The 25,444-nt window shown below is 66.5% G+C and carries 24 protein-coding genes; 10 read left to right on the top strand and 14 right to left on the bottom strand.

All coding sequences use genetic code 11. The annotated features are described in order from the left end of the window. From AOP75_RS10650 to AOP75_RS10630, 5 genes are read left to right on the top strand one after another with little or no spacing between them, the layout of a single operon-like run. Nucleotides 1-1,188, top strand: coding sequence for a molybdopterin molybdotransferase MoeA (locus tag AOP75_RS10650; RefSeq protein ID WP_062079063.1), 1,188 nt, complete (start codon nucleotides 1-3; stop codon nucleotides 1,186-1,188). Beyond that, on the top strand, nucleotides 1,185-1,655 hold the full coding sequence (gene moaC / locus AOP75_RS10645) for a cyclic pyranopterin monophosphate synthase MoaC (protein ID WP_062079062.1): 471 nt from the start codon (nucleotides 1,185-1,187) through the stop codon (nucleotides 1,653-1,655). The genes AOP75_RS10650 and moaC overlap by 4 nt, the downstream gene beginning before the upstream one ends. Then, nucleotides 1,652-2,218, top strand: a complete 567-nt coding sequence (gene mobA / locus AOP75_RS10640) for a molybdenum cofactor guanylyltransferase (RefSeq protein ID WP_062079061.1) — start codon at nucleotides 1,652-1,654, stop codon at nucleotides 2,216-2,218. The genes moaC and mobA overlap by 4 nt, the downstream gene beginning before the upstream one ends. Then, complete coding sequence (locus AOP75_RS10635) at nucleotides 2,215-2,502, top strand: DUF6457 domain-containing protein (protein ID WP_083966918.1); 288 nt, start codon at nucleotides 2,215-2,217, stop codon at nucleotides 2,500-2,502. Before mobA ends, AOP75_RS10635 begins: the two co-directional genes overlap by 4 nt. Further along, nucleotides 2,499-2,738: a MoaD/ThiS family protein gene (locus tag AOP75_RS10630; RefSeq protein WP_062079060.1), complete on the top strand. Its 240-nt coding sequence runs from the start codon at nucleotides 2,499-2,501 to the stop codon at nucleotides 2,736-2,738. The genes AOP75_RS10635 and AOP75_RS10630 overlap by 4 nt, the downstream gene beginning before the upstream one ends. On the opposite strand, the gene AOP75_RS10625 is transcribed toward AOP75_RS10630, so the two are convergent. The 13 genes from AOP75_RS10625 to AOP75_RS10565 all read right to left on the bottom strand — a co-directional run bounded on the left by AOP75_RS10625 (nucleotide 2,735) and on the right by AOP75_RS10565 (nucleotide 15,845). Then, on the bottom strand, nucleotides 2,735-3,772 hold the full coding sequence (locus tag AOP75_RS10625; RefSeq protein ID WP_062079059.1) for an ABC transporter ATP-binding protein: 1,038 nt from the start codon (nucleotides 3,770-3,772) through the stop codon (nucleotides 2,735-2,737). The genes AOP75_RS10630 and AOP75_RS10625 overlap by 4 nt on opposite strands. After that, nucleotides 3,769-4,539: an ABC transporter permease gene (locus AOP75_RS10620; RefSeq protein WP_369345461.1), complete on the bottom strand. Its 771-nt coding sequence runs from the start codon at nucleotides 4,537-4,539 to the stop codon at nucleotides 3,769-3,771. Before AOP75_RS10620 ends, AOP75_RS10625 begins: the two co-directional genes overlap by 4 nt. An 8-nt stretch (nucleotides 4,540-4,547) precedes the next feature. After that, nucleotides 4,548-5,312 (bottom strand): molybdate ABC transporter substrate-binding protein, encoded by a 765-nt coding sequence (gene modA, locus AOP75_RS10615; protein ID WP_236683150.1) that lies wholly within the window; start codon nucleotides 5,310-5,312, stop codon nucleotides 4,548-4,550. Then, complete coding sequence (locus AOP75_RS10610) at nucleotides 5,309-5,713, bottom strand: TOBE domain-containing protein (RefSeq protein ID WP_062079169.1); 405 nt, start codon at nucleotides 5,711-5,713, stop codon at nucleotides 5,309-5,311. The genes modA and AOP75_RS10610 overlap by 4 nt, the downstream gene beginning before the upstream one ends. Nucleotides 5,714-5,752: 39 nt before the next feature. Beyond that, complete coding sequence (gene moaA / locus AOP75_RS10605; RefSeq protein WP_062079057.1) at nucleotides 5,753-6,754, bottom strand: GTP 3',8-cyclase MoaA; 1,002 nt, start codon at nucleotides 6,752-6,754, stop codon at nucleotides 5,753-5,755. After that, nucleotides 6,751-7,149, bottom strand: a complete 399-nt coding sequence (locus tag AOP75_RS10600) for a molybdenum cofactor biosynthesis protein MoaE (RefSeq protein ID WP_236683149.1) — start codon at nucleotides 7,147-7,149, stop codon at nucleotides 6,751-6,753. The genes moaA and AOP75_RS10600 overlap by 4 nt, the downstream gene beginning before the upstream one ends. Nucleotides 7,150-7,175: 26 nt before the next feature. Continuing rightward, a complete protein-coding gene (locus AOP75_RS10595; protein ID WP_062079055.1) occupies nucleotides 7,176-7,673 on the bottom strand; it encodes a MogA/MoaB family molybdenum cofactor biosynthesis protein in 498 nt (165 codons plus the stop codon). A 101-nt stretch (nucleotides 7,674-7,774) separates the two neighbouring features. After that, nucleotides 7,775-8,296, bottom strand: a complete 522-nt coding sequence (locus tag AOP75_RS10590) for a PH domain-containing protein (RefSeq protein WP_062079054.1) — start codon at nucleotides 8,294-8,296, stop codon at nucleotides 7,775-7,777. 78 nt (nucleotides 8,297-8,374) lie between these two features. Next, entirely contained in the window at nucleotides 8,375-9,145 is a 771-nt protein-coding gene (gene narI / locus AOP75_RS10585; RefSeq protein ID WP_062079053.1) for a respiratory nitrate reductase subunit gamma, read from the bottom strand. Further along, nucleotides 9,142-9,771, bottom strand: coding sequence for a nitrate reductase molybdenum cofactor assembly chaperone (gene narJ, locus AOP75_RS10580; protein ID WP_062079052.1), 630 nt, complete (start codon nucleotides 9,769-9,771; stop codon nucleotides 9,142-9,144). Before narJ ends, narI begins: the two co-directional genes overlap by 4 nt. Beyond that, complete coding sequence (gene narH, locus AOP75_RS10575) at nucleotides 9,764-11,407, bottom strand: nitrate reductase subunit beta (protein WP_062079051.1); 1,644 nt, start codon at nucleotides 11,405-11,407, stop codon at nucleotides 9,764-9,766. Before narH ends, narJ begins: the two co-directional genes overlap by 8 nt. Then, entirely contained in the window at nucleotides 11,404-15,108 is a 3,705-nt protein-coding gene (locus tag AOP75_RS10570; protein WP_062079050.1) for a nitrate reductase subunit alpha, read from the bottom strand. Before AOP75_RS10570 ends, narH begins: the two co-directional genes overlap by 4 nt. Next, a complete protein-coding gene (locus AOP75_RS10565) occupies nucleotides 15,108-15,845 on the bottom strand; it encodes a helix-turn-helix transcriptional regulator (protein WP_062079049.1) in 738 nt (245 codons plus the stop codon). Before AOP75_RS10565 ends, AOP75_RS10570 begins: the two co-directional genes overlap by 1 nt. A 194-nt stretch (nucleotides 15,846-16,039) precedes the next feature. Between AOP75_RS10565 and AOP75_RS10560 the strand changes: the two genes are divergently transcribed. The 4 genes from AOP75_RS10560 (at nucleotide 16,040) to AOP75_RS10545 (ending at nucleotide 20,860) form a co-directional block, all read left to right on the top strand. Beyond that, on the top strand, nucleotides 16,040-17,401 hold the full coding sequence (locus AOP75_RS10560) for an MFS transporter (RefSeq protein ID WP_062079048.1): 1,362 nt from the start codon (nucleotides 16,040-16,042) through the stop codon (nucleotides 17,399-17,401). Nucleotides 17,402-17,487: 86 nt separating this feature from the next. Further along, a complete protein-coding gene (locus AOP75_RS10555) occupies nucleotides 17,488-19,101 on the top strand; it encodes a circularly permuted type 2 ATP-grasp protein (RefSeq protein ID WP_062079047.1) in 1,614 nt (537 codons plus the stop codon). Next, complete coding sequence (locus tag AOP75_RS10550; RefSeq protein WP_062079046.1) at nucleotides 19,095-20,027, top strand: alpha-E domain-containing protein; 933 nt, start codon at nucleotides 19,095-19,097, stop codon at nucleotides 20,025-20,027. The genes AOP75_RS10555 and AOP75_RS10550 overlap by 7 nt, the downstream gene beginning before the upstream one ends. Continuing rightward, entirely contained in the window at nucleotides 20,024-20,860 is an 837-nt protein-coding gene (locus tag AOP75_RS10545) for a transglutaminase family protein (protein ID WP_062079045.1), read from the top strand. Before AOP75_RS10550 ends, AOP75_RS10545 begins: the two co-directional genes overlap by 4 nt. A 72-nt stretch (nucleotides 20,861-20,932) precedes the next feature. Here AOP75_RS10545 and AOP75_RS10540 read toward each other — a convergent pair whose 3' ends face one another. Then, nucleotides 20,933-22,228: an S-layer homology domain-containing protein gene (locus AOP75_RS10540; protein WP_062079044.1), complete on the bottom strand. Its 1,296-nt coding sequence runs from the start codon at nucleotides 22,226-22,228 to the stop codon at nucleotides 20,933-20,935. A gap of 655 nt (nucleotides 22,229-22,883) precedes the next feature. Here AOP75_RS10540 and leuS point away from each other — a divergent pair. Further along, complete coding sequence (leuS, locus tag AOP75_RS10535; RefSeq protein WP_083966935.1) at nucleotides 22,884-25,421, top strand: leucine--tRNA ligase; 2,538 nt, start codon at nucleotides 22,884-22,886, stop codon at nucleotides 25,419-25,421. The last annotated feature ends 23 nt before the right edge of the window (nucleotides 25,422-25,444 follow it).

The raw sequence follows: 25,444 nt of genomic DNA, 5'->3' as shown, positions 1-25,444 counted from the left end.
ATGCGCCCCGTCGATGAACACGTCGCGCATGCGGTCTCGCTCATGGCACCGGTCGACCTTGATGAGGTCGCGTTGGCCGAAGCGTTCGGCCGTGTCCTCGCGCGGACCGTCACGGCGCGGTACGACAGCCCGCGCTTCGACAATTCGGCTATGGACGGCTACGCGGTGCGCGCAGCGGAAGTCACCGTCGGCACTCGCATGCGGGTGGCGGCCGACATCCCGGCTGGCAGTGGCGAACCCCCCGCACTTCACTCGGGAACCTGCGCGCGCATCATGACCGGCGCGCCCGTGCCGCACGGGGCCGACGCCGTGATCCCCGTCGAACACACCGACGCCGCGACGGCCGAGGTGACTTTCTACCAAAGCGCGGTGACGGGAGCCCACATCCGGCGCGCGGGGGAGGACGCACGTGCGGGGGACGCCGTCGTCGCCGCAGGGCAGCTCCTCGGAGCGTGGCAGTTGTCGGCAGCCGCATCGGCCGGCCACGCCACGGTGGCCGTCCGCCGGCGCCCCGTGGTGGCGGTGCTGGCGACTGGGGACGAGTTGGTCGACCCCGGTATGGAGCCGGGCCCCGGCCAGATTGTCGATTCCAACTCGACCCTGCTGTCGATGTTGGTGACAGCCGTGGGCGGCGTCCCCGTGGTCTTGCCGCGCTGCCCCGATCGCCCGGGTGCGGTCGCGGCAGCGCTCGCCGGTGTTGATGCGGACCTCATCGTGACGGCCGGAGGCGCCTCTGTGGGGGCATATGACCCGGTGAAAGCTGACCTCGCCGGTCACGGTGTGGAGTTCTTCGCTGTCGCGATGCAACCGGGAAAGCCGCAGGGGCTCGGCACGGTCAACGGGATCCCCATCGCCTGCCTTCCTGGCAACCCGGTCTCCGTGGCGGTGACCTTCCACGTGGTTGTGGGGCCCATGCTGCGGGCGCTGCTGGGTGCAGTGGAGCCGAAGGTCCTGGCGGCTCCTGCGGCCGAGGGTTGGAAGTGCCCAGCAGGCCGGGCACAGTTTGTGCCGGCGGTGGTGGAGTCCGACGGATCAGTGCGGCCCGCGACCGGTGGCGGGTCGCGATCGCATTTGGTCGCTTCCCTCGCCGCTGGGCGCGTGCTCGCGGTGGTCCCCGCGGAAGTCGAGCAGGTCTATGCCGGGGATACGGTTGGCATCATGACGAGCATCTTGGAGAACATGGGATGAGCCACTTCACGCACCTCGACAGTGACGGCCACGCGCGTATGGTCAACGTGACCGGGAAGCAACCCACGGTGAGGTCAGCGACGGCGGAGGCGCACGTTGACTGCGCCCCGGAGGTGGTCGCCGCATTGCGTGACGGCACCGTGCCCAAGGGTGACGTGCTCGCGGTGGCGCGTATCGCGGGCATTGCGGGAGCCAAGCGCGTTCCGGACCTCCTGCCCCTGGCCCACGTGATCGGCGTGCACGGTGTCGATGTGGAGGTCGATGTCGCCGACGACGGCGTCCACATCGTCGTCACTGCGCACACCGCTGACCGCACCGGCGTGGAGATGGAGGCGCTCACCGCGGCTAGTATCGCCGCGCTCAACGTGGTGGACATGGTGAAGGGACTCGACAAGGGCACCTCGATCCGTCACGTGCGGCTTCTGCGCAAGACCGGAGGCAAGTCGGGAGACTGGACCCGCCAGTGATTGCCGACGCGATCATCGTGGCGGGCGGGCGTGCCTCGCGGCTGGGGGGAATCGACAAGGCCTCCGTCAACGTGGGGGACTCGACCCTGCTTGATCTCGCGCTCTCGGCGACCGCAGGTTGCCGTGAGGTCTGTGTGGTGGGGCCACCTCGCATGCTTCCTGAGGGCGTGATCTCCACACAGGAGGAGCCGCCGTTCTCGGGTCCAGTCGCCGCTGTGGCCGCGGGCGCGGGGGCGCTCCCAGGCGGGAGTGACGCAGTGCTGGTGCTGGCGTGCGACATGCCGTTCGCAAGCGAAGCAGTGGCGCAGTTGTACGTCCGGCTTGAGTCGTGCGTTCAGGCCGATGGTGTGTGGGGCGTGGATGAGGATGGCCGCGAGCAGCCGCTCTTGGCGCTGTACCGCACGCGCGCTCTGGAGCGGGCTTTGGCTGGCGTGCGTCCGGCGGGCGCATCGATGCGGGAGCTCACGGCGGGCCTGCGGATGGTGGACGTGACAGTCCTTCGCGCCGCACAGGACGCGGACACCTGGAATGATGTCAATCGTCTGCGAAAGGAGTGGGGATGACGAGTACACAGGTGGAAGCCTGGGTCGAAGCACTGGCGGGGGAACTGGGGATTGACACCGCAGTCGTGGACATCGACAGGCTCCTCGACGCGGCGCGCGAGGCCGCGCATTCGGTTTCGCGACCGTCAGCGCCGCTCACGACCTTCCTGATTGGTTATGCGGCCGGGCGCGCATCGGTCGGGGAGGACGGGCCAGATGAGGGCCAGGCCGTCGAGGCCTTCGACGAGGCCGTCGAAGCTGCCAATGACCTGGCGCGCGGATGGCTCCAGGAGATGCCCGGATGACGGTCACCGTCCGGCTTTTCGCGGGTGCGAGTGAGGCTGCTGGCGCTGAGGTGGCGACCGTCGACGCTGCGAGCGTGGCGGACCTGCGTGCGACGCTCGCGAGCGACTTTGGTGACGAGTTTGTGCGCGTCTTGCGCCAGTGCAGCGTCATGGTGGACGGCAGGAGGGCCGACGACCACGCCCCGCTCACACCGGGGTCAACCGTCGATATTCTCCCGCCCTTCGCTGGCGGCTAGGTCAGCGCGTACGCCTGCGGGCGCGGGGTGACGACAAATGTGACGCGTGCTCCCGGTTCGAGCCCGCGTGCCGCGAGCGGGTCCACGTCCGCGGTCAATGTCTCTCCGCGCACTCGCACCGAGTCTCCACGCGAGTCGATCGCGACCACGGTGTCAGGGATGCCACCGGCCCGCTCGGGGCCCGCAAGGGTCACTGCGCGCGGCGCGATCGCTACCCGCGCCACCTCACCTACGGACAGCTTCGAGGTGTCCGCAGGAACGGTCGCCGTCGCGGAGACGCGCAGTCCCTCTCGCATCACCGTTCCCTCCACCAACACCCGCCCCGCCATCCGCGCAGCGAACAATGTGCGGGGCTGCGTGAGGACCTGCGCCGTGGGTCCCGATTCCGACACCGAGCCGCCGTCCAACACCACCACGGACGGGGTGAGAAGCCAGGCGTCAGCGGCATCGTGGGTGGCCATGATCAACGGGATGTGGGTGGCTGCCTGCTTCACCAGCGTGCGTACGGCGTGAGCCGCCTCCACGTCGATGCCGGCGAACGGCTCGTCTAGCAACAGCGCCTTCGGCTGGGCCGCCAGCGCGCGCACAATCGACACGCGGCGCGCCTGCCCGCCGGACAACGCCCCGGGCCGGCGGTTCGCGAGGGATGCGAGCCCTGATGCTTCGAGGTGGTTCATCGCTGCCTCGCGCGCGGCGGCGCGGCTGAAGCCACGCGAGCGCGGGCCGAATGCCACGTTGTCGAGCACGCTGAGGCGCCCGAACAGGTCGTCGCGTTGGGTGACCAGGGCGAGCCCTCGCTGGCGCGAGGGCAACGGGGCCATATGAGGTCCGCTCAGGTCGAGCCCCGCTAACCGCGCGTGGCCCCCTGACGTGGGCAGGGTGCCGGCGAGCGCGGCGAGCACGGTCGATTTTCCTGACCCATTGGGGCCCAGCAGGGCCAACGCCAGCGCGTCGCCGCATTCCAGACGGCAGTCCACGCCGCGCTCGGGCACCACCACATGCGCGGACAAGCCCATGCCGCTCGCTGGCGTCATGCCGGCCTCCGCCCCAGCGGTCGGTACGCCAGCGCGACGACCGCGATCGCGACGGCAAGGAGAACGACCGCGAGCGCGACAGCGGCCGCCGTGTCAGATTCGCGCTGCAGGTAGATCTCGAGCGGCAAGGTGCGCGTCACGCCCTCCATTGAGCCCGCGAAGGTGAGAGTGGCGCCAAACTCGCCGAGCGCGCGGGCGAACGTGAGGACAACGCCGGTGGCGAGCGCGGGCGCGATGGCAGGGATAGTCACGGTGCGCAGGATCCGGCTGCGACTGGCGCCGAGCGTGCCAGCCACGCGCTCGTGGTGCGTCGAACGCGCGCGGAGGGCCGACTCGGTTGCGAGGACCATGAATGGCATGGCGACGAACGTCTGGGCGATCACGACCGCGGTGGTGGTGAACGCGATGTCGATGCCACCCGCTGAGAGGGTCTGTCCCAGGAGACCCTGACGGCCGAATGCGTACAGCAGGGCCAGGCCGCCGACCACGGGTGGCAGCACCAGCGGGGCCAACATCGTTGCTCTGATCACGGGCTGAAACCGAGAGTTCCATGACGCCAACGCAAAGCCGAGCGGCACCCCCATCACCGTGCACGCGACAGTGGCAATCGTGGCCGTGCGCAGGCTCAGACCCATGGCGTGCAGCGATGACGAGGTCGTGAGCAGCGCGGGGAGATCGCCCCAGGAGACCCTGAGTACGGTGGCCACGAGCGGCACGATGAGGAGCGCTGCGCCGACGAGGGCAAGCGGCACCATCCAGCGAGGCATGAGGCGCATCATGGTGTGCCAAACCCGTAGCTGGCGAGGGTCGCGAGGCCGCTTGGGGAGGTGACGTGCGCGACGAATTGAGCGGCGAGGTCGGGATCGTTCGCGGAGGTCAGCGCGGAGATCGGGTAGGTGGTCGTGGCCGCAGCCACCACGTCGGGGTCGGTTGACAGTGCCACAGCATCGAGGTCGGCGCGGTCGGCGACGTCAGTCGTGTAGACAATTCCGGCGTCCGCTTGTCCGGTGGTGACCTTGGTGACCACGTCGGTGACGGCGAGTTCCTCGCTCGCGGGGCTGAGGTCTACAGCCGCGATCGCGGCGGCATCGCGGGCGAGCACCCCACACGGGACCGGCGTGGCGCACGTGACCAGCGTGAGGTCGCGATCTGCGAGGTCGCTGATGTCCGTGATGCCCCTGGGGTTTCCTGGAGCCACGGCGATGGCGAGGGTGTTGGTGGCGAAATCGATGGGTGCGTTCGCGAGGCCGGCGTCCACCACGCGCGCCATCTGATCATGGCTGGCGGAGGCAAAGACGTCTGCCGGTGCACCCTCAAGCAACTGAGTGGCGAGCGATGACGATCCTCCGGTAGCGAGCCGGACGTCGACTCCAGGGTGACCTGCCTCAAAATCCACGGCGATGTCCTCGAAGGCGTGAGCGAGAGAAGCCGCGGTGTGCACGGTGAGGACATCCGACGTGCCTGGAGTGCATCCCGCCGCCATGGTCGCTGCTATCGCTGCCGTCGCCGCCCAGGCGCCCATCGCACGCCCGGTCGTCACCCGCGGTCCCGCTCGCGTTCGACAATCACGGTGGTGGCCTTGACGACGGCCGTCGCCACCGTTCCTGGTTGGAGCCCCAGGTCTCGCACGGCCTCCGCGCTCATGAGGGAGACCACCCGGTGAGGCCCGCATTGCAGTTCGACCTGCGCCATGACCCGGTCCATCGTGACTGCCGTCACGAGTCCTTCGAATTGATTGCGCGCGGACCGTGCTACAGGAGCCTCGGTGGAGGTGGCGTTGGCCCGTTGAGTGGCGTACCTCGCGACGTCGACGCCGTCGATTACCAGTCTGCCCGCGGCGTCCTTGGTCGTGGGCACCGCTGTGGAGTCGATCCACCGCCGGACCGTGTCATCGGAAACTCCGAGGAGCCGAGCGGCTTCGGATACTCTCAAATGCGGCATGTACGCAAGCATATCGCCGCATGTGCGGCGAGGGCGAGGCTATCCTCCGATTGCGCTCATGGGGCGGTCGGGCTGCAAAAAGCCGGGATCGTCAATGTCATGCCCCGGGCGTTTGAGTTGCAGGCATGCCGCCACCGCCGCCGCGATCGCCTCGTCGTCGGCGTCACCGCGCACAAGCGCGCGAATGTCAGACTCTTGGCGGGCAAAGAGACAGGCGCGAAGCTGGCCGTCGGCGGTGAGGCGCACGCGGTCACATGTGCCACAAAAGGGTGCGGTCACGGAAGCGATGACGCCCACCGAGGAGGGTCCGTCGTCAATGTCCCACACCTGGGCCGGGGCTGCGCCGCGGTCCCCACGCTCCGTGAGCCGCCATCGCCGGCGCAATTGCGCGAGGATCTCCTCGCCCGTCACCATCTGGTGCCGATCCCACGTGTGCCCGGCGTCCAGCGGCATTTGCTCAATGAACCGCATCTGGTACCCGCGGTCGACGCAGAACTGGGTGAGGTCAACGACCTCGTCGTCGTTGACGCCTCGCATGGCGACCGCATTGATCTTCACTGGCGCCAGGCCGGCGGCGTCGGCCGCGGCAATGCCGGCAAGTGTCTCGGTCAGCTTGTCGCGCCGGGTGAGTGCGTGAAAGCGATCGCGGCGCAGCGTATCTAGCGAGATGTTGACGCGTGCCAGGCCCGCGTCGTGCAAAGCGTCCGCGAGGGCAGGAAGCCGCAGAGCGTTCGTCGTCAGCGACACTTCCGGGCGACCCAGCGGTCCCTCCAGGTGCGCGAGCCTGTCGACGACATCCACGACATCGGCCCTGAGCAGGGGCTCGCCGCCTGTCAGGCGAATCTCGGTGATTCCCATCTCGACCGCGACGCGTGCGACGCGGACAATCTCATCGGTGGACAACATGGTGTCGCGCTGGAGCCACGGGACGCCCTCCGCCGGCATGCAATAGGTGCACCGCAACGAACACCGGTCGGTGAGCGAGATACGCAGGTCACGGTGGACGCGCCCAAAGCGGTCGGTGAGGCCGGGATGTGTCATGTCAGTCCTACCCACGTGTGGGAGCCGTCCGCGAGGAATTCGCGCTTCCAGATGGGGGCTTCCGCTTTGACTCGCTCGACCACGTCGCGGCACGCCTCGAAGGCCTCGGCACGGTGAGGCGCTGCGGCGGCGGCGATGATCGCGACGTCGCCCACGTGCAATAAGCCAAGGCGGTGAGTCACCACGACCCGCACAGTGTCGGTGGTGAGTTGGCGCGTAATGGTGTCAATCACCGTGGCTGCGTCGGGGTGTGCGCTGTAGTCCAACGCAGTGACCTCGCCGGTGACCGAGGGATCGTGGTTGCGCACGCGGCCCACGAACGTCGCCACGGCACCGTCGGCTGGCGTGGCCACCGCCTCCACGTGCGCGTCGAGGCTCAGGGGCGTCTCGCTCACGCTCGTCCATGTCGTTGTGGGGCCGCTCATTGGTGATCCGATCCGCGCACCTGGGCGACCAGGTGCGGCAGCAGCGGCACAAGCACGGTCATGCCGTCGCGTGCGCCACCGACCGAGCCGGGAAGATTGACGACGACTGCGCGCTCAGGGGCAGCGGTCACCCCAGCAAGTCCGCGGCTGAGGGCCGCGTACGGGGAGTGCGAGTGGCCCTCGCGCCGGATCAGTTCGGGGATGCCGTCCAGCAGCTGCGCCAAGAGGGGCGCCGTGGCCTCCGGCGTGACGTCGCGGGGGCTGACCCCGGTCCCGCCGGTCGTAATCACCACGTCGCTACCTGCCTCCACCGCAGCGGAGATCGCCCGTCGCACGGACTCGATGCCGTCGGGCACCACGACGGAGGCGACCGAAGCCGCCCATTCGCTCATCGCCGCCGCGATCATGGGTCCGGTGGTGTCCTCCGCGGCGCCAGCCGCGCGCCTGTCCGACACCGTGATCACCGTGACGTCAAACTGAGGTGTATCCGGCATCGGCCCTCCTGCCCTCGACGGTGCCGCCAGTGTAGGACGGGTGTCTACCGGCCGTGTTGCGCAAAACTCGCAGCGGCAGCGGCGTCCCTGTGAAGTGGCGCTCAGCGGTTCCGGTCGCCGTCGTCCTCGATCGAATCGAAGACCTCGTTGTACAGCAGTGAGTGGACCTTCTCGACGTTCGGAATGTCGTCGAACTCGAGCGGGTCGTCTGATGCGGACTCGATGATGAGCGTGCCAGTGCGGAACATGCGATCCACGAGTCCGTGGCGGAACTGCACGGTGTTGATGCGTTGCAACGGGATGTCGATCCCCGTCTTGGTGAAGACGCCCGTGCGGAAGATGACACGGCGGTCGGTAATGACGAAGTGCGTGGTGCGCCAGCGGATCCACGGAGCGACGGCGAGCCACCCCACTAGTGCCGCACAGAGCACTCCTGCAACGACCCCTATCCACGTGCGAGTACCGTCGCTCCACTCGGTGCCGCTGACCCACCACCACAGCGCGCCCACGGCGGCGATCGCGAGCACAGACACCACGACGGGCCAGAAGAGTGCTTTCCAGTGAGGATGACGGTCGACGACGACCTCTTCGTCGGGAGCAAGGAGTGAACGCGGATAGCCCATGGCGCCACAGTAGTGGGCGCGCGCCAACTGGGGCGAGAGGAATCGTCCGTCGCCTCCCCGGCGCGAGTGCGTCGCCGCTCAGTCGCGCCGCGATGGTTCCCACCCCCGGCGCGGTGCGCGCGATCCTGTGGGGTGCGGTTCGCGCTTGCGATAGACCACATATGGACGCGCAAGGTATTGCAGCGGCACGGAGAACACGTGGACCAGACGCGTGAATGGCCAGATCGCGAACAGCAGCATCCCAGCGATGGCGTGCAGTTGGAACGGCAACGGCGCGGCAGCCATGATGGCCCCATTGGGCTGGAAAACCAGGACTGATCGGAACCACACCGCGACGTCTTCGCGGTAATTGTGGCCCTCGCCAAAGATGCCGGACGCGTACCAGGACACCAACACGCCCAGCACGATGGCAAGACCCAGGAACACGTACATGATCTTGTCGCCGGTGGAGGTGCGTTCGAGGACCCGCGTGACGGTGCGTCGCCTGTAGATCAGGAGGGCGAAGCCCACGATGGTGCATGCGCCCGCGGTCAACGACAGAGGCACCGTGAGGGTGTGATACGTGTGTTCAGAGATCCCGAGCGCCTCGGTCCACGACTCGGGAATCATGAGGCCAAGGAAATGCCCTGCGATGACCGCGAGGATGCCGTAATGAAACAGCGGCGACGCGATGCGCAGAATGGATTTCTCATACAACTGGCTTGACCGAGTGGTCCACCCGAACTTGTCGTAGCGGTAACGCCAGATCAGGCCCGTAATCATGGTCGCCATCACCACGTAGGGCAGAGCGATCCACAAAATCTCCATGGCCGCAGACGGTTCGGTCGCGGCGACGTCGGCGAGAATCATCGGCGGCCTCCAGACGGTTCGAGCGCCAGTGTCTGCGAGAACGGGTCGAGTCCGACGGTCTCTTGAGGAGCGCCCATCCTGGCGAGAGACTGCATACGCTCGCGGATCTCGTCCGTGATGGGTGGAAGGGTGGCGAGCATGGCATCAACGACGGAGGCGTAGGGCGAGTGGTACTTGTCGAGTGCCTCGCGGAACAGGCCGATCGACACTCGATGCTCCACCAGCAGGGCCTCACCCGTCAGTTGGTCGCCGCGTGCGGTGAACTCAAGTACCACCGCGAGGTGATCGGGCAGTTCTTCCGGGCCAAGCTCCCACCCGTGTCTGAGGTAGGCCTGCTTGAAACGCAGCAACGCTAAGCCCCGGTTGCGGGTATCGCCGTCGGTCCAATAGCTCAGGTACGGGCACGCGCGGCGTTTGGTGTCGATGGTGGACACGTAGTGGCGTTGAACTGGCCCAAGGCCCTCGGCCCGCAGGTGCGCGATGAACGTGAGCAAGGGACCGCTGACGGCTGTGGGCGCCTGGCGGCACACGGCCTCGATCTCATCGAGGCGCTCCCACAGGTCGTCATCGGGGTAGCACAGGAGCCACGCTGCTGCGAGCCGTGCCGCTGCAATGTTCTCAGTCATCGCTCTTCCTCACCTTTGGCATCCCCAGAGCGACCCCTTTGCCGTTCCAGTGGGGCAAATCCGTCGTCGCAGAGGTCACGGCCGCGCCATACCGCTGCTCGTCTCTGACGGCCTTGAGCATGTGGAAACTCTCGGCACTCACGCGCTGCGGCGGAGGTGGTGCCGCGAACTGGCCCGGACCGCCTTCTCCGTCCAGCGCGCAGCCCATCTCGTCGAGGTCAGCAGCGACCTCGGCGTGCGCGGGTGGAATCACGTAGCGGTCCTCGTACTTCGCGACCGCGAGTAGGCGGTACAGCGCAAGCATCTGGGCCTCCGACAGCCCCACCCGCGCCGGAATCGTGTCATCCGTGTCGTTGCCGATGTTCTTGTCCCGCATGTAGGCGCGCATGGCCGACAGCGTGTCGAGGCTGCGCAAGACGGGCGCGACATCGCCTGCAGTGAAGAGCTCGGCGAGGTACTCGACGGGGATGCGAAGCGAGCGCAACGCACCGAACAGGTTGTCGGCGTCTTCGGCGTCGTTGCCCGTCTCGCGCAATGCGTCAACGACCGGCGAGAGCGGTGGGATGTACCAGACCATCGGCATAGTGCGGTACTCGGGATGGAACGGGAGCGCTACCCGGTACTCCTTCGCGAGCGTGTACACGGGGGACTTCTTGGCCGCCTCCAGCCAATCCTCTTGGATCCCGTCCCTGCGGGCTTGTGCGATCACGGCCGGGTCGTGGGGGTCCAAGATCAGGTCCAGCTGGGCCTCATAGAGATCCTGCTCGTTTGGCGTTGAGGCCGCTGCCGTGACCCTGTCAGCGTCGTACAGGAACAGGCCCAGGTACCGAAGGCGCCCCACGCATGTTTCCGAGCACACGGTTGGCTGGCCGGCCTCGATGCGCGGGTAGCACATGGTGCACTTCTCGGCCTTTCCGGTGTTGTGATTGAAGTAGACCTTCTTGTACGGACACCCGGTCACGCACTGGCGCCAGCCGCGGCACGCGTCTTGGTCGACGAGCACAATGCCGTCTTCCTCCCGCTTGTACATCGCTCCCGACGGGCACGACGACACACAGGAGGGGTTCAAGCAGTGTTCGCAGATACGCGGGAGGTAAAACATGAACGCCTGCTCGAACTCGAACTTGATGCGGTCCGTGACATCGTCCTTGATTTTCTTCACGACCGGGTCTTGCGGGGCGTACTCGGGTGCGCCGCCCAGGTTGTCGTCCCAGTTCGCCGACCACTGGATCTTCATGGATTCGCCGGAGATCGCAGATCGGGGAGTCGCGACGGGAGTGTGCTCGGTCGAGGGAGAGTTCAGGAGCGTGTCGTAGTCGTACGTCCAAGGCTCGTAATAGTCCTTGACCTCCGGCAGGAGGGGGTTCGAAAAGATGGTGGCCAGGCGCTTGATGCGCCCACCTTGCTTGAGCTTGAGCTTCCCTCGCTTGGTGAGCTCCCAGCCGCCCTTCCACTTTTCTTGATCTTGATAGGCGCGTGGGTACCCCAGGCCAGGGCGCGTCTCCACGTTGTTGAACCAGACGTACTCAACGCCGTCACGATTGGTCCACGCCTGCTTGCACGTGACGGAGCAGGTGTGGCAGCCAATGCATTTGTCGAGGTTCATCACCATGCCGACTTGAGCCATGACCTTCATCGGTACTGCACCTCCTGGTTGGAACGACGGCGGATGAGCGTTACTTCGTCCCGCTGATTGCCCGTGGGCCCGTAGTAATTGAAGGCGAAGGAGAACTGCGCGTAGCCGCCGATCAGGTGCGTGGGCTTGAGGATCAGGCGAGTGAGTGAGTTGTGGATGCCTCCGCGCTTGCCGCTGCGCTCGGTGAGCGGCACGTCGACCAGGCGATCTTTGGCGTGGTACATGTACACAGTGCCCTGGGGCATGCGGTGGGAGACGACTGCTCGTGCCGCAACCACGCCGTTGCGGTTGTAGGCCTCGATCCAGTCGTTGTCCTTGACGCCAATCGCCTCCGCGTCTTGCGGACTCATCCATACGTCGGGTCCGCCGCGCGACAACGACAGCATGTACTGGTTGTCCTGGTAGTTCGAGTGAATGGACCACTTCGAGTGAGGAGTGAGGTACCGCACCGCCACTGCCGCGCCGTCGGCCTGTGGTCCATCCTGGGAGATGCGCGCCATGTTCAGTGGCGGCCGGTAGGTCGGCAGTTGTTCTCCCACCTCGCTGATCCAGTCGTGATCGAGGAAGAACTGCTGGCGACCCGTGAGCGTATGCCATGGCTTGAGTCGCTCAACGTTGATCGCGAACGCGGTGTACCGGCGCCCACCGTGTTCGGAGCCGGACCATTCGGGCGACGTAATGACAGGCACCGGTCGCGACTGGGTGTCGGCGAACGTAATGCGCTTGCCCTCGTGGTCCTCCGCGAGGTCCGCCAGGCGCTGGCCCGTGCGCTTTTCCATGTCCCGGAAACCCTCGACCGCCACACGGCCATTGGTGGTGCCGGACAAGGCGAGGATCATCTCGCAGGCTTCCTGGGCGGTGGTGATTGACGGACGGCCTGCCATGGGTCCGTCCGCGATGACGCCGTTGATGCGGCCGAGGAGCTCGACCTCGGGCGCTTGATTGAACTTCACGCCCTTGGTCGCGGTCCCGAGTTTCTCGATGAGGGGGCCGATGGAACTCATCTTGTCCCCGATCGCCGTGTAGTCGCGCTCGACGAGCACGAACTTGGGGGCTGTGACCCCGGGAATCACCTCGGTGCCCTCGTCCTTCCAGTCCCGCACCACGCCGCCGGGTACGGCCATCGCGTCCGGCGTGTCGTGCTGGAGAGGCGCACACACGAGGTCGGTGCGCGTGTCGAGGTGGCCCACGGCCAGCCGGCTCACTTCACGCCCAAGTTCTTGGAAAGTGTCGTAGTCGCTCTTGGTCTCCCACGGAGGGGCGATGGCAGGTGTGAACGCGTGGACGAACGGGTGCATGTCGGTCGACGACAAGTCGTGCTTCTCGTACCACGTCGCGGCGGGCAGCACGATGTCTGAGAACACGCCCGTGCTCGTCATGCGGTAGTCGATGTCAATGAGGAGGTCGAGTTTGCCTCCGTCAGGATCGTCGCGCCACACGACGTCTGGGGTCCGCTTGTCTGGCGCGGTGTGGTCGGCATCGACGGCGTGGTCGGTTCCTAGAAGGTGGCGAAGAAAGTACTCGTTTCCCTTCGCAGAGCTACCCAGCAGATTGGCGCGCCAGACCGTGAGGACTCGCGGCCAGTTCTGCTCGGCATCAGGGTCCTCCACCGCAAAGGCGATCTCTCCAGACTTGAGTTTGGGGCCCAAGTAGTCGCCGGCACTTTGTCCAGAAGCCTTGATTGCATCCCCGAGGTCGAGGGAGTTCACATTGAGCGTGGGGTAGGAGGGCATCCATCCGGACCGTGCGGACTGAGCAAGGGTGCCGATCATCGACTTGCCCTTAAACATCCCCTTGCCCAGGGGGGAGGCAATGGCCTCCGGGCCCAGCGCGTCGTACTTCCACTGGTTGGTGTTCTGGTAGGCCCATGCCGTCGTGATCATGTGCCGCGGGGGCCGCGACCAGTCAAGCGCATTGGCGAGCGTCGCCCACCCTGTCACGGGTCGGCACTTCTCTTGGCCAACGTAGTGCGCCCAGCCGCCGCCATTCACACCTTGGCAGCCGGTCAGGGTGATAAGGGTCAGAAATGTGCGATAGGTCTCGTCCGAGTGATACCAGTGATTGGTGCCGGCACCCAGAATGATCATTGACCGCCCGCCTGACTGCTCCGCGTTTTCCGCGAATTCTCGACCCACCCGCTCGACGAGCGACGCTTTCACCCCGGTCACTTCCTCCTGCCAGGCCGGCGTGTACGGCGCGGGGTCGTCGTACCCCTCCGGCCAGTCGCCGGGGAGGCCCTCCCTGCCAACCCCGTATTGCGCGAGCATGAGGTCGTAGACCGTCGTGACACGCCGCTGTCCCGATGCTGTGTCCAAGGCACCCGCGGGGACGCCGCGGCGGTGCGCGGTCCCGCCCTCGCCCTCGTCTTGGTTGACGTCGAAGCGCGGGAGGAGGACCTCAAGGGTGTCGGTGCCGGTCGCTCCGTACAGCGAAAGGGCGGGGTCGATTCCCTCCAGGTCGAGGTTCCACTTGCCCTCGCCCTGCTGCCCAAATCGATCGCCGAGCGTGCCGTTCGGGACCGTGAGTTGTCCGGTGGTCCCGTCAATGAGGACGGTTTTGAAGGCTGCGTTTTCGCTGGTATCCCCGAGGTCCGCGGCAGTCACGAACTTGTCTGGAACCCACGCACCGTCGTGTTCACGCAGCGACACCAAAAAGGGCAGGTCCGAGTAGCGCTTGACGTAGTCGACAAAGCGCGGGACCTGCCGCTCAACGAAGAACTCCTTGAGGATGACGTGGCCCATCGCCATAGCCATGGCGCCATCCGTCCCCGGGTGGGGATTGAGCCACTCGTCTGCAAACTTGGTGTTGTCCGCGTAGTCGGGGGAGACCGTGACGACCTTCTGCCCGCGGTAGCGCGCCTCGGTCATGAAATGCGCGTCGGGGGTGCGCGTCACGGGGACGTTGGCTCCCCACATGATCAGGTAGCTCGCGTTGTACCAGTCGGCAGACTCGGGCACATCGGTCTGGTCGCCGAACACCTGAGGGGACGCGATGGGGAGATCGCAGTACCAGTCGTAGAACGACAACATGGAGCCGCCCATCAGCGAAATGAAGCGACTTCCCGCGGCGTGGGACGCCATCGACATTGCAGGGATGGGTGAGAAGCCGAAGATGCGGTCAGGGCCGTGTCGCTTGGCCGTATGGACGTGTGCGGCGGCCGCGATCTCTTTTACTTCCTTCCACGAGGCGCGCACCATGCCGCCCTTGCCGCGCGCACGCTGATATCCCCGGCGTGCGATGTCGTCGTCTTGCAAGGCCGCCCAGGCGTCGACGGGGTCGGGGTGGTCCACCTTCTTGGCGCGGTAGGCCTCCAGGAGGGCCGACCGGATGTACGGGTACTTCACCCGGGTGGGCGAATACGTGTACCAACTAAAGGCCGCACCGCGTGGGCACCCCCGCGGTTCGTACTCGGGGCTGTCGGGCCCGGTCGTGGGGTAGTCGGTCTGCTGCGTTTCCCACGTGATGACGCCGTCTTTGACGTACACCTTCCACGAACAGGAGCCGGTGCAATTGACGCCGTGCGTCGAGCGCACAATTTTGTCGTGGCTCCACCGGTCGCGGTAGAAGACGTCTGCGTCTCGGCCGCCCTCAAGCGTGACCGTCCGCAAGTCGTCGGAGACCTCGCCGCGGTGGAGAAACCGGCCGGCACTCACCAAGAAGTTTCCGGCGATGCCGGCATCGGTGGGTTCTGTCGTGGTCATCAAGGCTCCTCGCGTGCGGTCGTGTCGTCGTTGACGGGATGGGAGGGAACGGTGAAGCGGGGGGAAACATCGGCCCTGTTCAGGCGGGCGCGGCACATGCCGGGACGCACCCACACGTCGACGGCTTTGACCGAGACCGGCTGACCGCTGACGCTGAGCGTGTTGTGGATCAGTTCGGCGTGAATCGCGCAGATCTCGGGATGGTCCGGAAAGAGGCTTGCGTAGGGGCAATTCGTCATCGTGATCTCGTCACCCACGCGATTGCGGCTGGCGTCGAAACCGATGTCTCGGAGGACCTCGACCGCGTGGTCGACGGCCTCATCGGGCTCGGCTGCCGCCTGGGTACGTGCGGGTTTCCATGCGCGCGCGGAGGTCTTTGCGATGGCGGAGGCATCGCACGCGTCGAGCGCTGCAGTGAGTTCGGCAGACAGTTCTTCGAGCGGGAGTAAGCCGGTCGACAGCGGCGCGTAGACCGTTGAGGGGCGCCCCCGGCGACCACTGCGCCGCTGGCTTCGCTCGACGAGCCCGTCGTCTGCGAGGGAGTCGAGGTGATTGCGAACGGTGTTCGCATGCAGGTCGAGGCGGCGTGCGAGTTCAGTGACGGTGACAGCGGAGTCGTGGTGGCGCAGGCCCTGCGCGACGGCGCGGCGCGTGGAGATGCCCGGTGATGGGGCCGCGTTGCTGTGGGACGCCGCTGTCCGCAATGCACGACCGATGCTCTCGCCGTCGGGGCTCATATCCACTGTCCTAGCACGTGGGAGTGGGACCGTGCATTTTTTACAAGGAACTCTGACGGAGGTGTAAAAAACATGTGTCGGAGGGTCCACGGCAGGCATCACCTCCCGGGAGGGCTTGTGGCGACGTTCCGGTGGCAGATCCCTCGAAACCGGGCCACGCTAGGAATCAAGCCACGACAGAAAGGCAGACGCCGATGTCTGATGCAGCAGCCGCCGTTCCAGCGAGGACCGGCCAGGACTGGCTCAAGGACTGGGACTCAGAGGGGCCCTCCTGGGACAAGCGGCGCGCATGGCGCACGCTCGCCATCACGACCTTTGACCTCATCCTGTGCTTCATCGTCTGGTTCTTGGTCTCCGCGATAGCGCCTGTGCTCAACGATCTCGGTTTTGAGATCTCAAGTAGCCAGTTGTATTGGCTCACGGCTATGCCCGGGCTTGCCGGCGGGTTCCTGCGGATGGTGTGGACGTTCCTGCCGCCCGTCCTCGGCACGCGCAAGCTCGTCACCTACACCATGGCGCTCTTGTTGATCCCGATCATCGGCTGGGCGGTGGCCATTCAGAACCCCGACACTCCCTACTGGGTGTTGCTCGTCCTGAGTTTCGCGACCGGAATTGGTGGCGGCGCCTTCGCGGGCTTTATGCCGTCTACCTCCTACTTCTTTCCCAAGGCGAAGGCCGGAACAGCGCTCGGCATCCAGGCAGGCGTGGGTAACTTCGGGGTCAGCATTGTGCAGTTGGCGACTCCCTGGATCGTGAGCTTCATGCTGCTGGGCGGATTCGCATCGGGAGTGATCGGTCCCTCGCAGACGCTGGTCGACGACGCCACTGGGGCGACTGAGGAGGTGTGGTACCAAAACGCCAGCTACGCATGGGCGTCGCTCACCGTGATTGGCATCGTGATCTCGTGGCTCTACCTGCGTTCGATCCCCATGAAGGTGTCGAAGGTCACCGACCAGTTCGTGATCTTTAAGAACAAGCACACGTGGATGATGACGCTCCTGTATGTCATCACCTTCGGTGCCTTCTCAGGCTTCGCGGCGGTCTTCGCCCTGTTGATCGATGAGACGTTTGGCACCGGCGTGTTCGGGGACGCGGGAATCGATCCGCTGCAGTACGCGTTTTTGGGCGCCCTCGTGGGCTCAGCGGCCCGCGTGCTCTTTGGTCCCGTCGCTGACAAATTTGGCGGCGGCAAAGTGACGGTGCTCTCGTGCGCAGGGCTCGTGGCCTCGTGCGCATACACCGCCATGCAACTGTCACCTGAGTCTGCCGATGACTTCCCGAAGTTCCTCTGGGGCATGCTCGCGATCTTCTTCTTCTCAGGAATCGGCAACGCGTCCACGTTTAAGCAGATGCCGTACATCTTCAACCGCGTCGAGTCCGGCGGCGTCATTGGGTGGACCTCCGCGGTCGCTGCCTTTGGCCCGTTCTTCTTCTCCGTCATTCTGGCCTCCACACCCAGCTACACACTGTTCTGGTGGTGGACGGCGTTGTCCGCCGTCGGCACCGTGGTGGCCTGGTGGTACTACGCCAGGCGCGGCGCGGAGAAGCCCAGCTAGGCCACGCTCAGGGGCGGCGCACGGGAGACACGCGGCGGATACACGCCCGCCACGCGCTCGACACGATCCCCGGTTAACGTGGGGGAATGACCGATGCTGCGACCCCGTGGAGTGGATACGCGCCGGTGGCGGCGTGGGACGAGGCGATGGACGTGCACGGTGAGGTGCGCGAACCGTACCGCCGCGTGTACGACGAGCTTGAGCGGATGTCACGCGAGGACCTCACCGCCCGCGCAGAGGCTCTCGCCTCGACGTACCTCGCGCAGGGGGTGACCTTTGATCACGCGGGGGAGGAGCGTCCGTTCCCGCTGGACATTGTTCCCCGCGTGATCGGCAGCGACGAGTGGGACATCATCTCGCCCGGAGTCGCCCAACGCGTACGCACGCTGGAAGCGTTCTTGGCGGACGTCTACGGTTCGCAGCGGTGCGTCACAGATGGCGTGGTGCCCCGCAAACTCATTGCGACGAGCCAGTACTTCTACCGGGCCGTCGCCGGCGTCGAACCCGCCAACGGAGTTCGCGTACACGTGTCAGGCATTGACCTGGTGCGCGACAGTCAAGGCATCTGGCGCGTCTTGGAAGACAACGTGCGGGTCCCGTCCGGAGTGAGTTACGTGCTGTCCAACCGCCGCGCGATGAGCCAGATGTTCCCCGAGCTGTACGGGGCCATGGGCATCCGGCCCGTGCTGGAGTACTCGCGCCGGCTGCGGGCGGCTCTCGCCAAGAGTGCACCCGAAGGTGTGCACGACCCGACCGTGGTGGTGCTGACCCCCGGTGTCTATAACTCGGCCTACTACGAGCATTCCCTGCTTGCGCGCACCATGGGCGTGGAACTGGTGGAAGGGCGCGACCTCGAGACCGTCAATGGCCACGTGTTCATGCGCACCACCGCCGGGCGCCGGCGCGTCGACGTCATCTACAGGCGGGTGGATGACGACTTCCTCGACCCAGTGAAGTTCAGGCCAAACTCGTCCCTGGGCGCCCCTGGTCTCATCAACGCCGCGCGGCTGGGCAACGTGACCATCGCGAACGCTGTCGGAAACGGCGTCGCCGACGACAAGTTGATCTATACCTACATGCCGGACCTCACCCGGTACTACCTGGGAGAAGAGCCGATCTTGCCCAATGTTGATACCTGGCGCCTGGAGGAACCCGAGGCGCGCGAAGAGGTGCTCGACCGGCTGGAGGAACTCGTCGTCAAGCCCGTTGACGGTGCGGGCGGCAAGGGCGTGTTGATTGGTCCGAACGCCAGCCGCGCGCAATTGGCAGAGGCACGCGCGACAATCCAGCGCGATCCGCGCGGATGGATTGCGCAACCGGTGATTCAACTGTCCACGGTGCCCACCCTGACGGAGGACGGACTTGAGCCACGACACGTCGACCTGCGCCCATTCGCGATCAACGACGGTGAGGAGCAATGGGTGCTCCCTGGAGGCCTCACGCGGGTGGCGCTTGAACGAGGGCAACTGATTGTCAATTCCTCCCAAGGCGGCGGGTCAAAGGACACGTGGGTGTTGGGCGGCGCGCGTCAGTGGCGGCGCCACCGGGCGCCCGTCGAGGGGCGCATCGAGTTGTCCGGAATGGCTTCAGTCCCGCAGTCCAGTCACCCAGAGGATGTCGCCGCCGGCCAGCAGCAGCAACAACAGCAGCAACAGCAACACCGGCAGGCCCCTGGCGCGACGGAGGGCACGTCATGCTGAGCCGCATCGCAGAGTCGCTGTTTTGGATTGGACGCTACGTCGAGCGTGCAGATAACACCGCGCGCCTGCTCGATGTCCACCTGAATGTGCTCCTTGAGGACCCCTGGGTGGACGAGCCGTCCGCCAACGCATCGCTGCTCAACGTCATGAACGTCTCGTTCGAGCCCGATGCCGTGCTGACTCAGCGGGATGTGCTCGCCACACTTGCCTACGACCCCGAGCAGCTGTCATCGATCGCCGGATCCCTCATGGCCGCGCGCGAGAATGCGCGCCGGGCGCGCGAGGTCATCTCCACCGAGGTGTGGCACAGCCTCAACACCACGAGGATGGAGCTGCGCCGCTGGACTGGAGGCCACCGTCGGCCGCACGAGTACTTTGACTGGGTGCGTGAGCGGACCGCTGTTACGCGTGGGCTCGCGAGTGCCACCACGTCGCGCGACGATGTGTGGAACTTCCTCGAACTGGGGCGCTCCCTTGAGCGCGCGGACATGATCGCCCGGCTGCTCATGACGCGCTCGCTCGACGGCACCACGGGGCCCGACTGGACCACGCTGCTGCGCACCTGCTCAGCGCACGAGGCATACCTGCGCACCGTGCGTGCCCTCGTCGTCGAAGAACGCGCCGCAGAGTTCATTCTGATCGACCGGTACTTCCCACGCTCCATCGCCTACAACCTCAACATGGCGGAGGAGTTCCTCACACGCATCGAAGGTGAGGAACGCAACCGCACCCTTGCGGGGCGAGCCCAATTGGCTCTCGGGCGTGCCCGCACCACCCTCGAGTACTCGCCGGTGAGGGAGGTGCTGGACGACCTCCGCAACCAAATGCAAGCCGTACAGCAAGCCTGTGCCACGGCATCGGACCTCATCCGTGACCGCTACTTCCTTCCCGACGCGACCGTCGCATGGAATCAGGAGGCGCTATGACCACCATGCGCATCGAACACACCACACGCTTCCGCTACGCAGCAGAGATTGGCTCGTCCTACAACGAAGCGCGGGTGGTGCCGGCGTGGCTGCCCCGGCAGCGCGTCCTCGACTCACGGGTGTCCATCACGCCCGTGACCTGGCGTTCGTCCTACCGCGACTACTGGGAGTGTGATGTCACCGTGTTCGAGGTGCTTCAGCCGCACACGTCGCTGACCGTCGCCGCATCGTCGGTCGTCGAAGTCGCGTCCTCTCCGCCGCGTGGGGAAAAGGCAGGCTGGGAGGCGTTGGAGGGGCCAAAGCTGCGTGACCTGTTGTGCGAGTACTTGGACAACTCCGCCGCGACAGCGCCCCCTGACGCGCTCGCGGATTTCGCGCGTGATGCCTCCCACCGCCTGGGGCCTGATTCGACTGCTCGAGCCATCTGCGAGTATCTCCACTCGGAGGTGCGCTACGTGCCGGGGGTGACGTCAGTGCACTCGACGGCCCAAGACGCGTGGGAGGGTCGTTCCGGTGTGTGCCAGGACATGGCGCAACTGGCCATTGGTGCCTTGCGGGAGATCGGGATCCCCGCGCGGTATGTGTCGGGATACTTGCATCCCTCACGCGATGCCTCGATCGGCGAGACAGTCGAGGGGGAGTCGCACGCGTGGATCGAATGGTGGAGCGGCGAGTGGACAGGGTTTGACCCCACCAACGATCGTGAAGTCGGCGACCATCACGTCATTGTGGGCCGCGCCCGCGAATACCGCGACATCCCGCCCCTGGCAGGCGTGGTCGCGGGGGCAACCGAGGACCTCGACGTCACCGTCAAGGTGACGCAGACCGCCTGACGACAGAGGCACTGGTGCCCGCGCCGCACTAGGGGCACAGTGCCGGCGCCGCACTAGGGGCACAGTGCCGGACTACCCGGTGTACTCGAGGTGCCACGCTTCGGGCTTCGCGCCCGTGGGCCACGCCCACGTGGGGTGCATCCAGTTGTACGCGGTGAGCTGCTGGCGCAACCATGCGTACGCCTCGCCGGTGAATGCTCCTGGCAGTCCTGCGCCAGACAGATCCACGGCGGCACCCCAGCCGTGGTAGGACGTCCCCGGCTGGGCAGCGAGCGAGCCGTGCGTCGCGCGGGCGCGCACCTGGCCCGCCAGGTCGCGATACGAATCACTGATGGGGATGTCGATGCCGTAGCGGGCGCTGAAGGCCCGGTTGAGCCGCTCGAGGTCGCCGGCCGCCTGGCATAGAAGCTGCTGGCCTGGCGCCCAGGACAATCCGCACAGGTCGTGGTCAGCCAGCGCTCCATTCGTCGCAGTGAGCCGAGCCCGTTCGACGCTGTCACGGTCAACTCCGGCGAGGTAGATCCCGGGCACCCAGCCGGACTCGGACCCGACCGTGACCTGCACCCAGCCATTGGCCGCTGCCGCGCCGGTCGTTGCCATGACGTCACCGGCGCTGACAGTGGCGAGCGTCGTGTGGAGGAGGCCTGGGCCTGAGCGCACGGGCACCGACGGTGTTCCAACCACCTGCACCTCGGCATGGCGCATGAGCGGACGTGCCGCGGTATCTGAGCCGAACCACACGCCCGCTTGGTGGGTCTGGAAGAGCACCTGGGCGAGGCCGGCGCGGGAGATGGCCTGGGCGGGCCTAAAGAGCCGAGCATCGCCATCGCGCCACCCCTGCACCGCACCGATCTGAGCGAGCCACACGATGGCTTCGTAATGTGGTGACGCTGGGTCGACGTCCGCGAACGTCACGACCGGAGGTGCCTCGAGCTCGGGCGAGCCGGCGAAGGCGTACAGGAAGGAAGCAACCTGTTCACGCGTGAGGTCGGCGTCCGGCCGGAACTCGGCGCCGTCGCGGGTGTTCCAACCGTGCGCAATCTCCGCGGCGGCGAGCCAACTCACGTTGTCGAAGTCGTCTGAGGAGGCATCGACGTCGACATAGGGCGAGGCATCCGCAGGCGTGTGTGGCGGCTCGCCAGCGAGGCGATAGAGATAGGCGGCCATCTGCGCCCGCGTAGGAGTCTCTCCAGGAGAGAACAGCCGGGCCCCGGACGGCGCAGTGCCGGCGTCCATGACACCGGCGAGCACCACCCATTGAATCGCCTGCGCGAACGGCGAGTAGTGCGCGGTGGTCGCGACCTCAGAGACGTCGGCAAAGACGACGGTGGGCAGGGCGGGCCCCAACTGGGGGCCGAGCGCGGCCACTGAGGACGACGGCGGCGCGGGCGTCGAGGACGACGTGGCCGTTGGAGCGGGGTCGGCCGATGGCGTCCCCGTGGGGGCGGGCGGCTTGCTTGTCGGGGTTGGCGTGGGCGACGCGGTGGCCGAGGGAGAGGGCGTAGGAGGGGTGGCCGATGGCGACGACGTGGGGCGAGGCGTCGGGCTCGGGGTGGGCCGGGCGGTGGTGGTCGGCTGCGGATCAATCGTGGTGGTCGGCTCGGGCGTTGCAGACACCGTTGGAGTCGGTGGTGGCGATGCCGGGGAGCTGGGCGCTGGCGTTGCCTCCGGCGATGGGGAGGGAGAGACGGTCGGCTCCGCGCTCGCGGTCGCACTGGGCGAGGGGGCGGGTGCGTCGGGTGCCGTCGACGCCGCGCTGGCGAGGAGCGGCGAGTGGCTCGGCTCGGGCTCGTCGCCCACGGCGTACGCTGCTGGCGCGCAGACCAGGAGCGCTACCCCCGCCACGGCTGCCGCGGTGACGCGGATCGCGCTGCTGAATGTCCGGCGTGCAGAAGCGATCATCGGCGATCCCCTTCGTTGTCGCGCGGTGGTGACCCCGCGCGACCTAGGTCCCATTGTGACTCGGCTCGCTCGGGTTTGCTCGTCGGGATTGGTGCCGCTTCCGGGCGCAACCCGACGCCGCATCGGCCCTGAGCTCAGCGCCGATACAATTCGGGGTGTGACTGATACGCCCGCAACTGACGAGAACCGGTACGACTTCCGCGCAATCGAGGAGCGCTGGCTGCCCGTGTGGCGCGAAAACCAGCCGTTCCGCTCCTCAAACGAGGACGACGACCGCCCCACGAAGTACGTCCTCGACATGTTCCCGTACCCCTCGGGCGACCTTCACATGGGCCACGCTGAGGCGTACGCGCTCGGCGACGTGATTGCGCGGTACTGGGTGCAGCGTGGTTACAACGTCCTGCACCCCATTGGGTGGGACTCGTTTGGCCTGCCGGCCGAGAACGCCGCGATTAACCGTGGTCTGGACCCACGCGGGTGGACCGAGGACAACATCGCTCAGCAGCGCGCCTCGATGGAGCGCTACGCGTGCTCCTTTGACTGGGACCGCGTACTCGCGACGCACCGCCCCGAGTACTACCACTGGAACCAGTGGCTGTTCACGCGCATGCACGAGCGGGGCCTGGCGTATCGCAAGCACAGCGCCGTGAACTGGTGCCCCAAGGACCAGACAGTGCTGGCCAATGAGCAGGTCGTCGGCGGCCTGTGCGAGCGGTGCGATACCCCTGTCACGAAGAAGAAGCTGAACCAGTGGTACTTCAAGATCACGGACTACGCGGACCGGCTTCTGGATGACCTGAACGGCCTCGAAGGTAAGTGGCCGTCCAAGGTCATCGCGATGCAGCGAAACTGGATTGGGCGCTCCGAGGGTGCGGACGTCGCCTTCCAGATCGAGGGCCGCGATGAGCCGATCGACATCTACACCACCCGCCCTGACACGCTTCACGGCGCGACCTTCATGGTCGTTGCCGCGGACTCCGACCTTGCAGCGGAACTGGTGAAGGGGGCCGATGCTTCGGTGACGGCCGCGTTTGAGGCGTATGTGGAGCACGTGCGCGCCGCCTCCGACATTGACCGGCTGGCGACGGACCGCCCCAAGACGGGTGTGTTCCTCAACCGCTACGCCGTCAACCCCGTCAACGGCGAGCGCCTGCCTATCTGGGCCTCGGATTACGTCCTGGCCGACTACGGTCACGGCGCGATCATGGCGGTCCCCGCGCATGACCAGCGCGACCTCGACTTCGCTCGTGCCATGGACTTGCCAGTGCGGGTCGTGCTGAATGTCCTGGATGAGGACGGGACGCCGCTCGAGGACCCTGCCGTCTCGGGAGTGGCGGCCACGGGTGACGGTGAACTGATCAATTCGGGTGACCTGGACGGCAAGTCCAAGGCGGAGGCCATTGCGGCAATTACGGCTGACCTCGAGGCCAAGGGCCTGGGCCACTCGTCGCGCAACTATCGCCTGCGCGACTGGCTGATCTCCCGCCAGCGCTATTGGGGCACTCCCATCCCCATCGTGCACTGCGACGACTGCGGCGAAGTGCGCGTCCCCGACGACCAGTTGCCGATTGAACTGCCTCCTGCGCAGGGTCTAGACCTCAAGCCCAAGGGCACCTCGCCATTGGGTGGCGCGAGTGAGTGGGTCAACACGACCTGCCCGGACTGCGGAAAGCCTGCCAAGCGTGACACCGACACCATGGACACCTTCGTGGACTCGTCCTGGTACTACTTGCGGTTCCTGTCGCCGGGCAAAACCGACGGGCCATTTGACCCGGCCGACGCGCAAAAGTGGGCGCCCATCGACCAGTACGTTGGCGGCGTCAGCCACGCGATCCTGCACCTGCTGTACTCGCGGTTCTTCACCAAGGCGCTCAAAGACATGGGACTGGTGAACTTTGACGAGCCGTTCTCGTCTTTGCTGAACCAAGGCATGGTGCTGATGGACGGGTCTGCCATGTCGAAGTCGCGCGGCAACATCGTGCGCCTGTCGGAGCAGCTCGACGAGTACGGCGTGGACGCAGTGCGCCTCACCATGGGCTTCGCGGGCCCGCCCGAGGACGACATCGACTGGTCGGATGTGTCGCCCGGCGCGACGGCGAAGTTCCTCGCCCGTGCCTGGCGCCTGGCGCGCGACGTGACGTCCGAGCCCGGGGTCGACCCCGCGACCGGTGACGCGGCGTTGCGTGCGGTCACCCACAAGACCATGCACGAGTGCGCGGAGCTCACTGAGGGATTCCGCTTCAACGTGGTCGTCGCGCGCACCATGGAACTCGTCAACGCGACCCGGAAGGCCATCGACTCCGGCCCCGGCGCGGCCGACCCCGCCGTGCGTGAGGCAGCCGAGCAGGTCGCGGTCCTGCTCAGCATGTTCGCCCCCTACTGTGCCGAGGACATGTGGTCGATGCTCGGCCACGACAACGTGTCCCGCGGCGGGTGGCTCACGGTCGACGAGGCTCTCCTGGTTGAGGACACCGTCACGTGTGTGGTGCAGGTCAAGGGCAAGGTCCGCGACCGCCTCGAGGTCTCGCCCAGCATCGGCGAGGACGACCTGCGGGAATTGGCGCTCGCCGCTCCCGGAGTGGTCCGCGCACTCGAGGGAGCGCAGATCCGTACCGTCATCGTGCGCGCCCCCAAACTGGTCAACATCGTCCCTGCGTAGCGGTCGAGCGGCGGCAGTCGCTA

This window comes from Demequina globuliformis, assembly GCF_000975155.1.
Classification (GTDB): domain Bacteria; phylum Actinomycetota; class Actinomycetes; order Actinomycetales; family Demequinaceae; genus Demequina; species Demequina globuliformis.
This window is presented reverse-complemented; position numbering and strand designations above follow the sequence as displayed.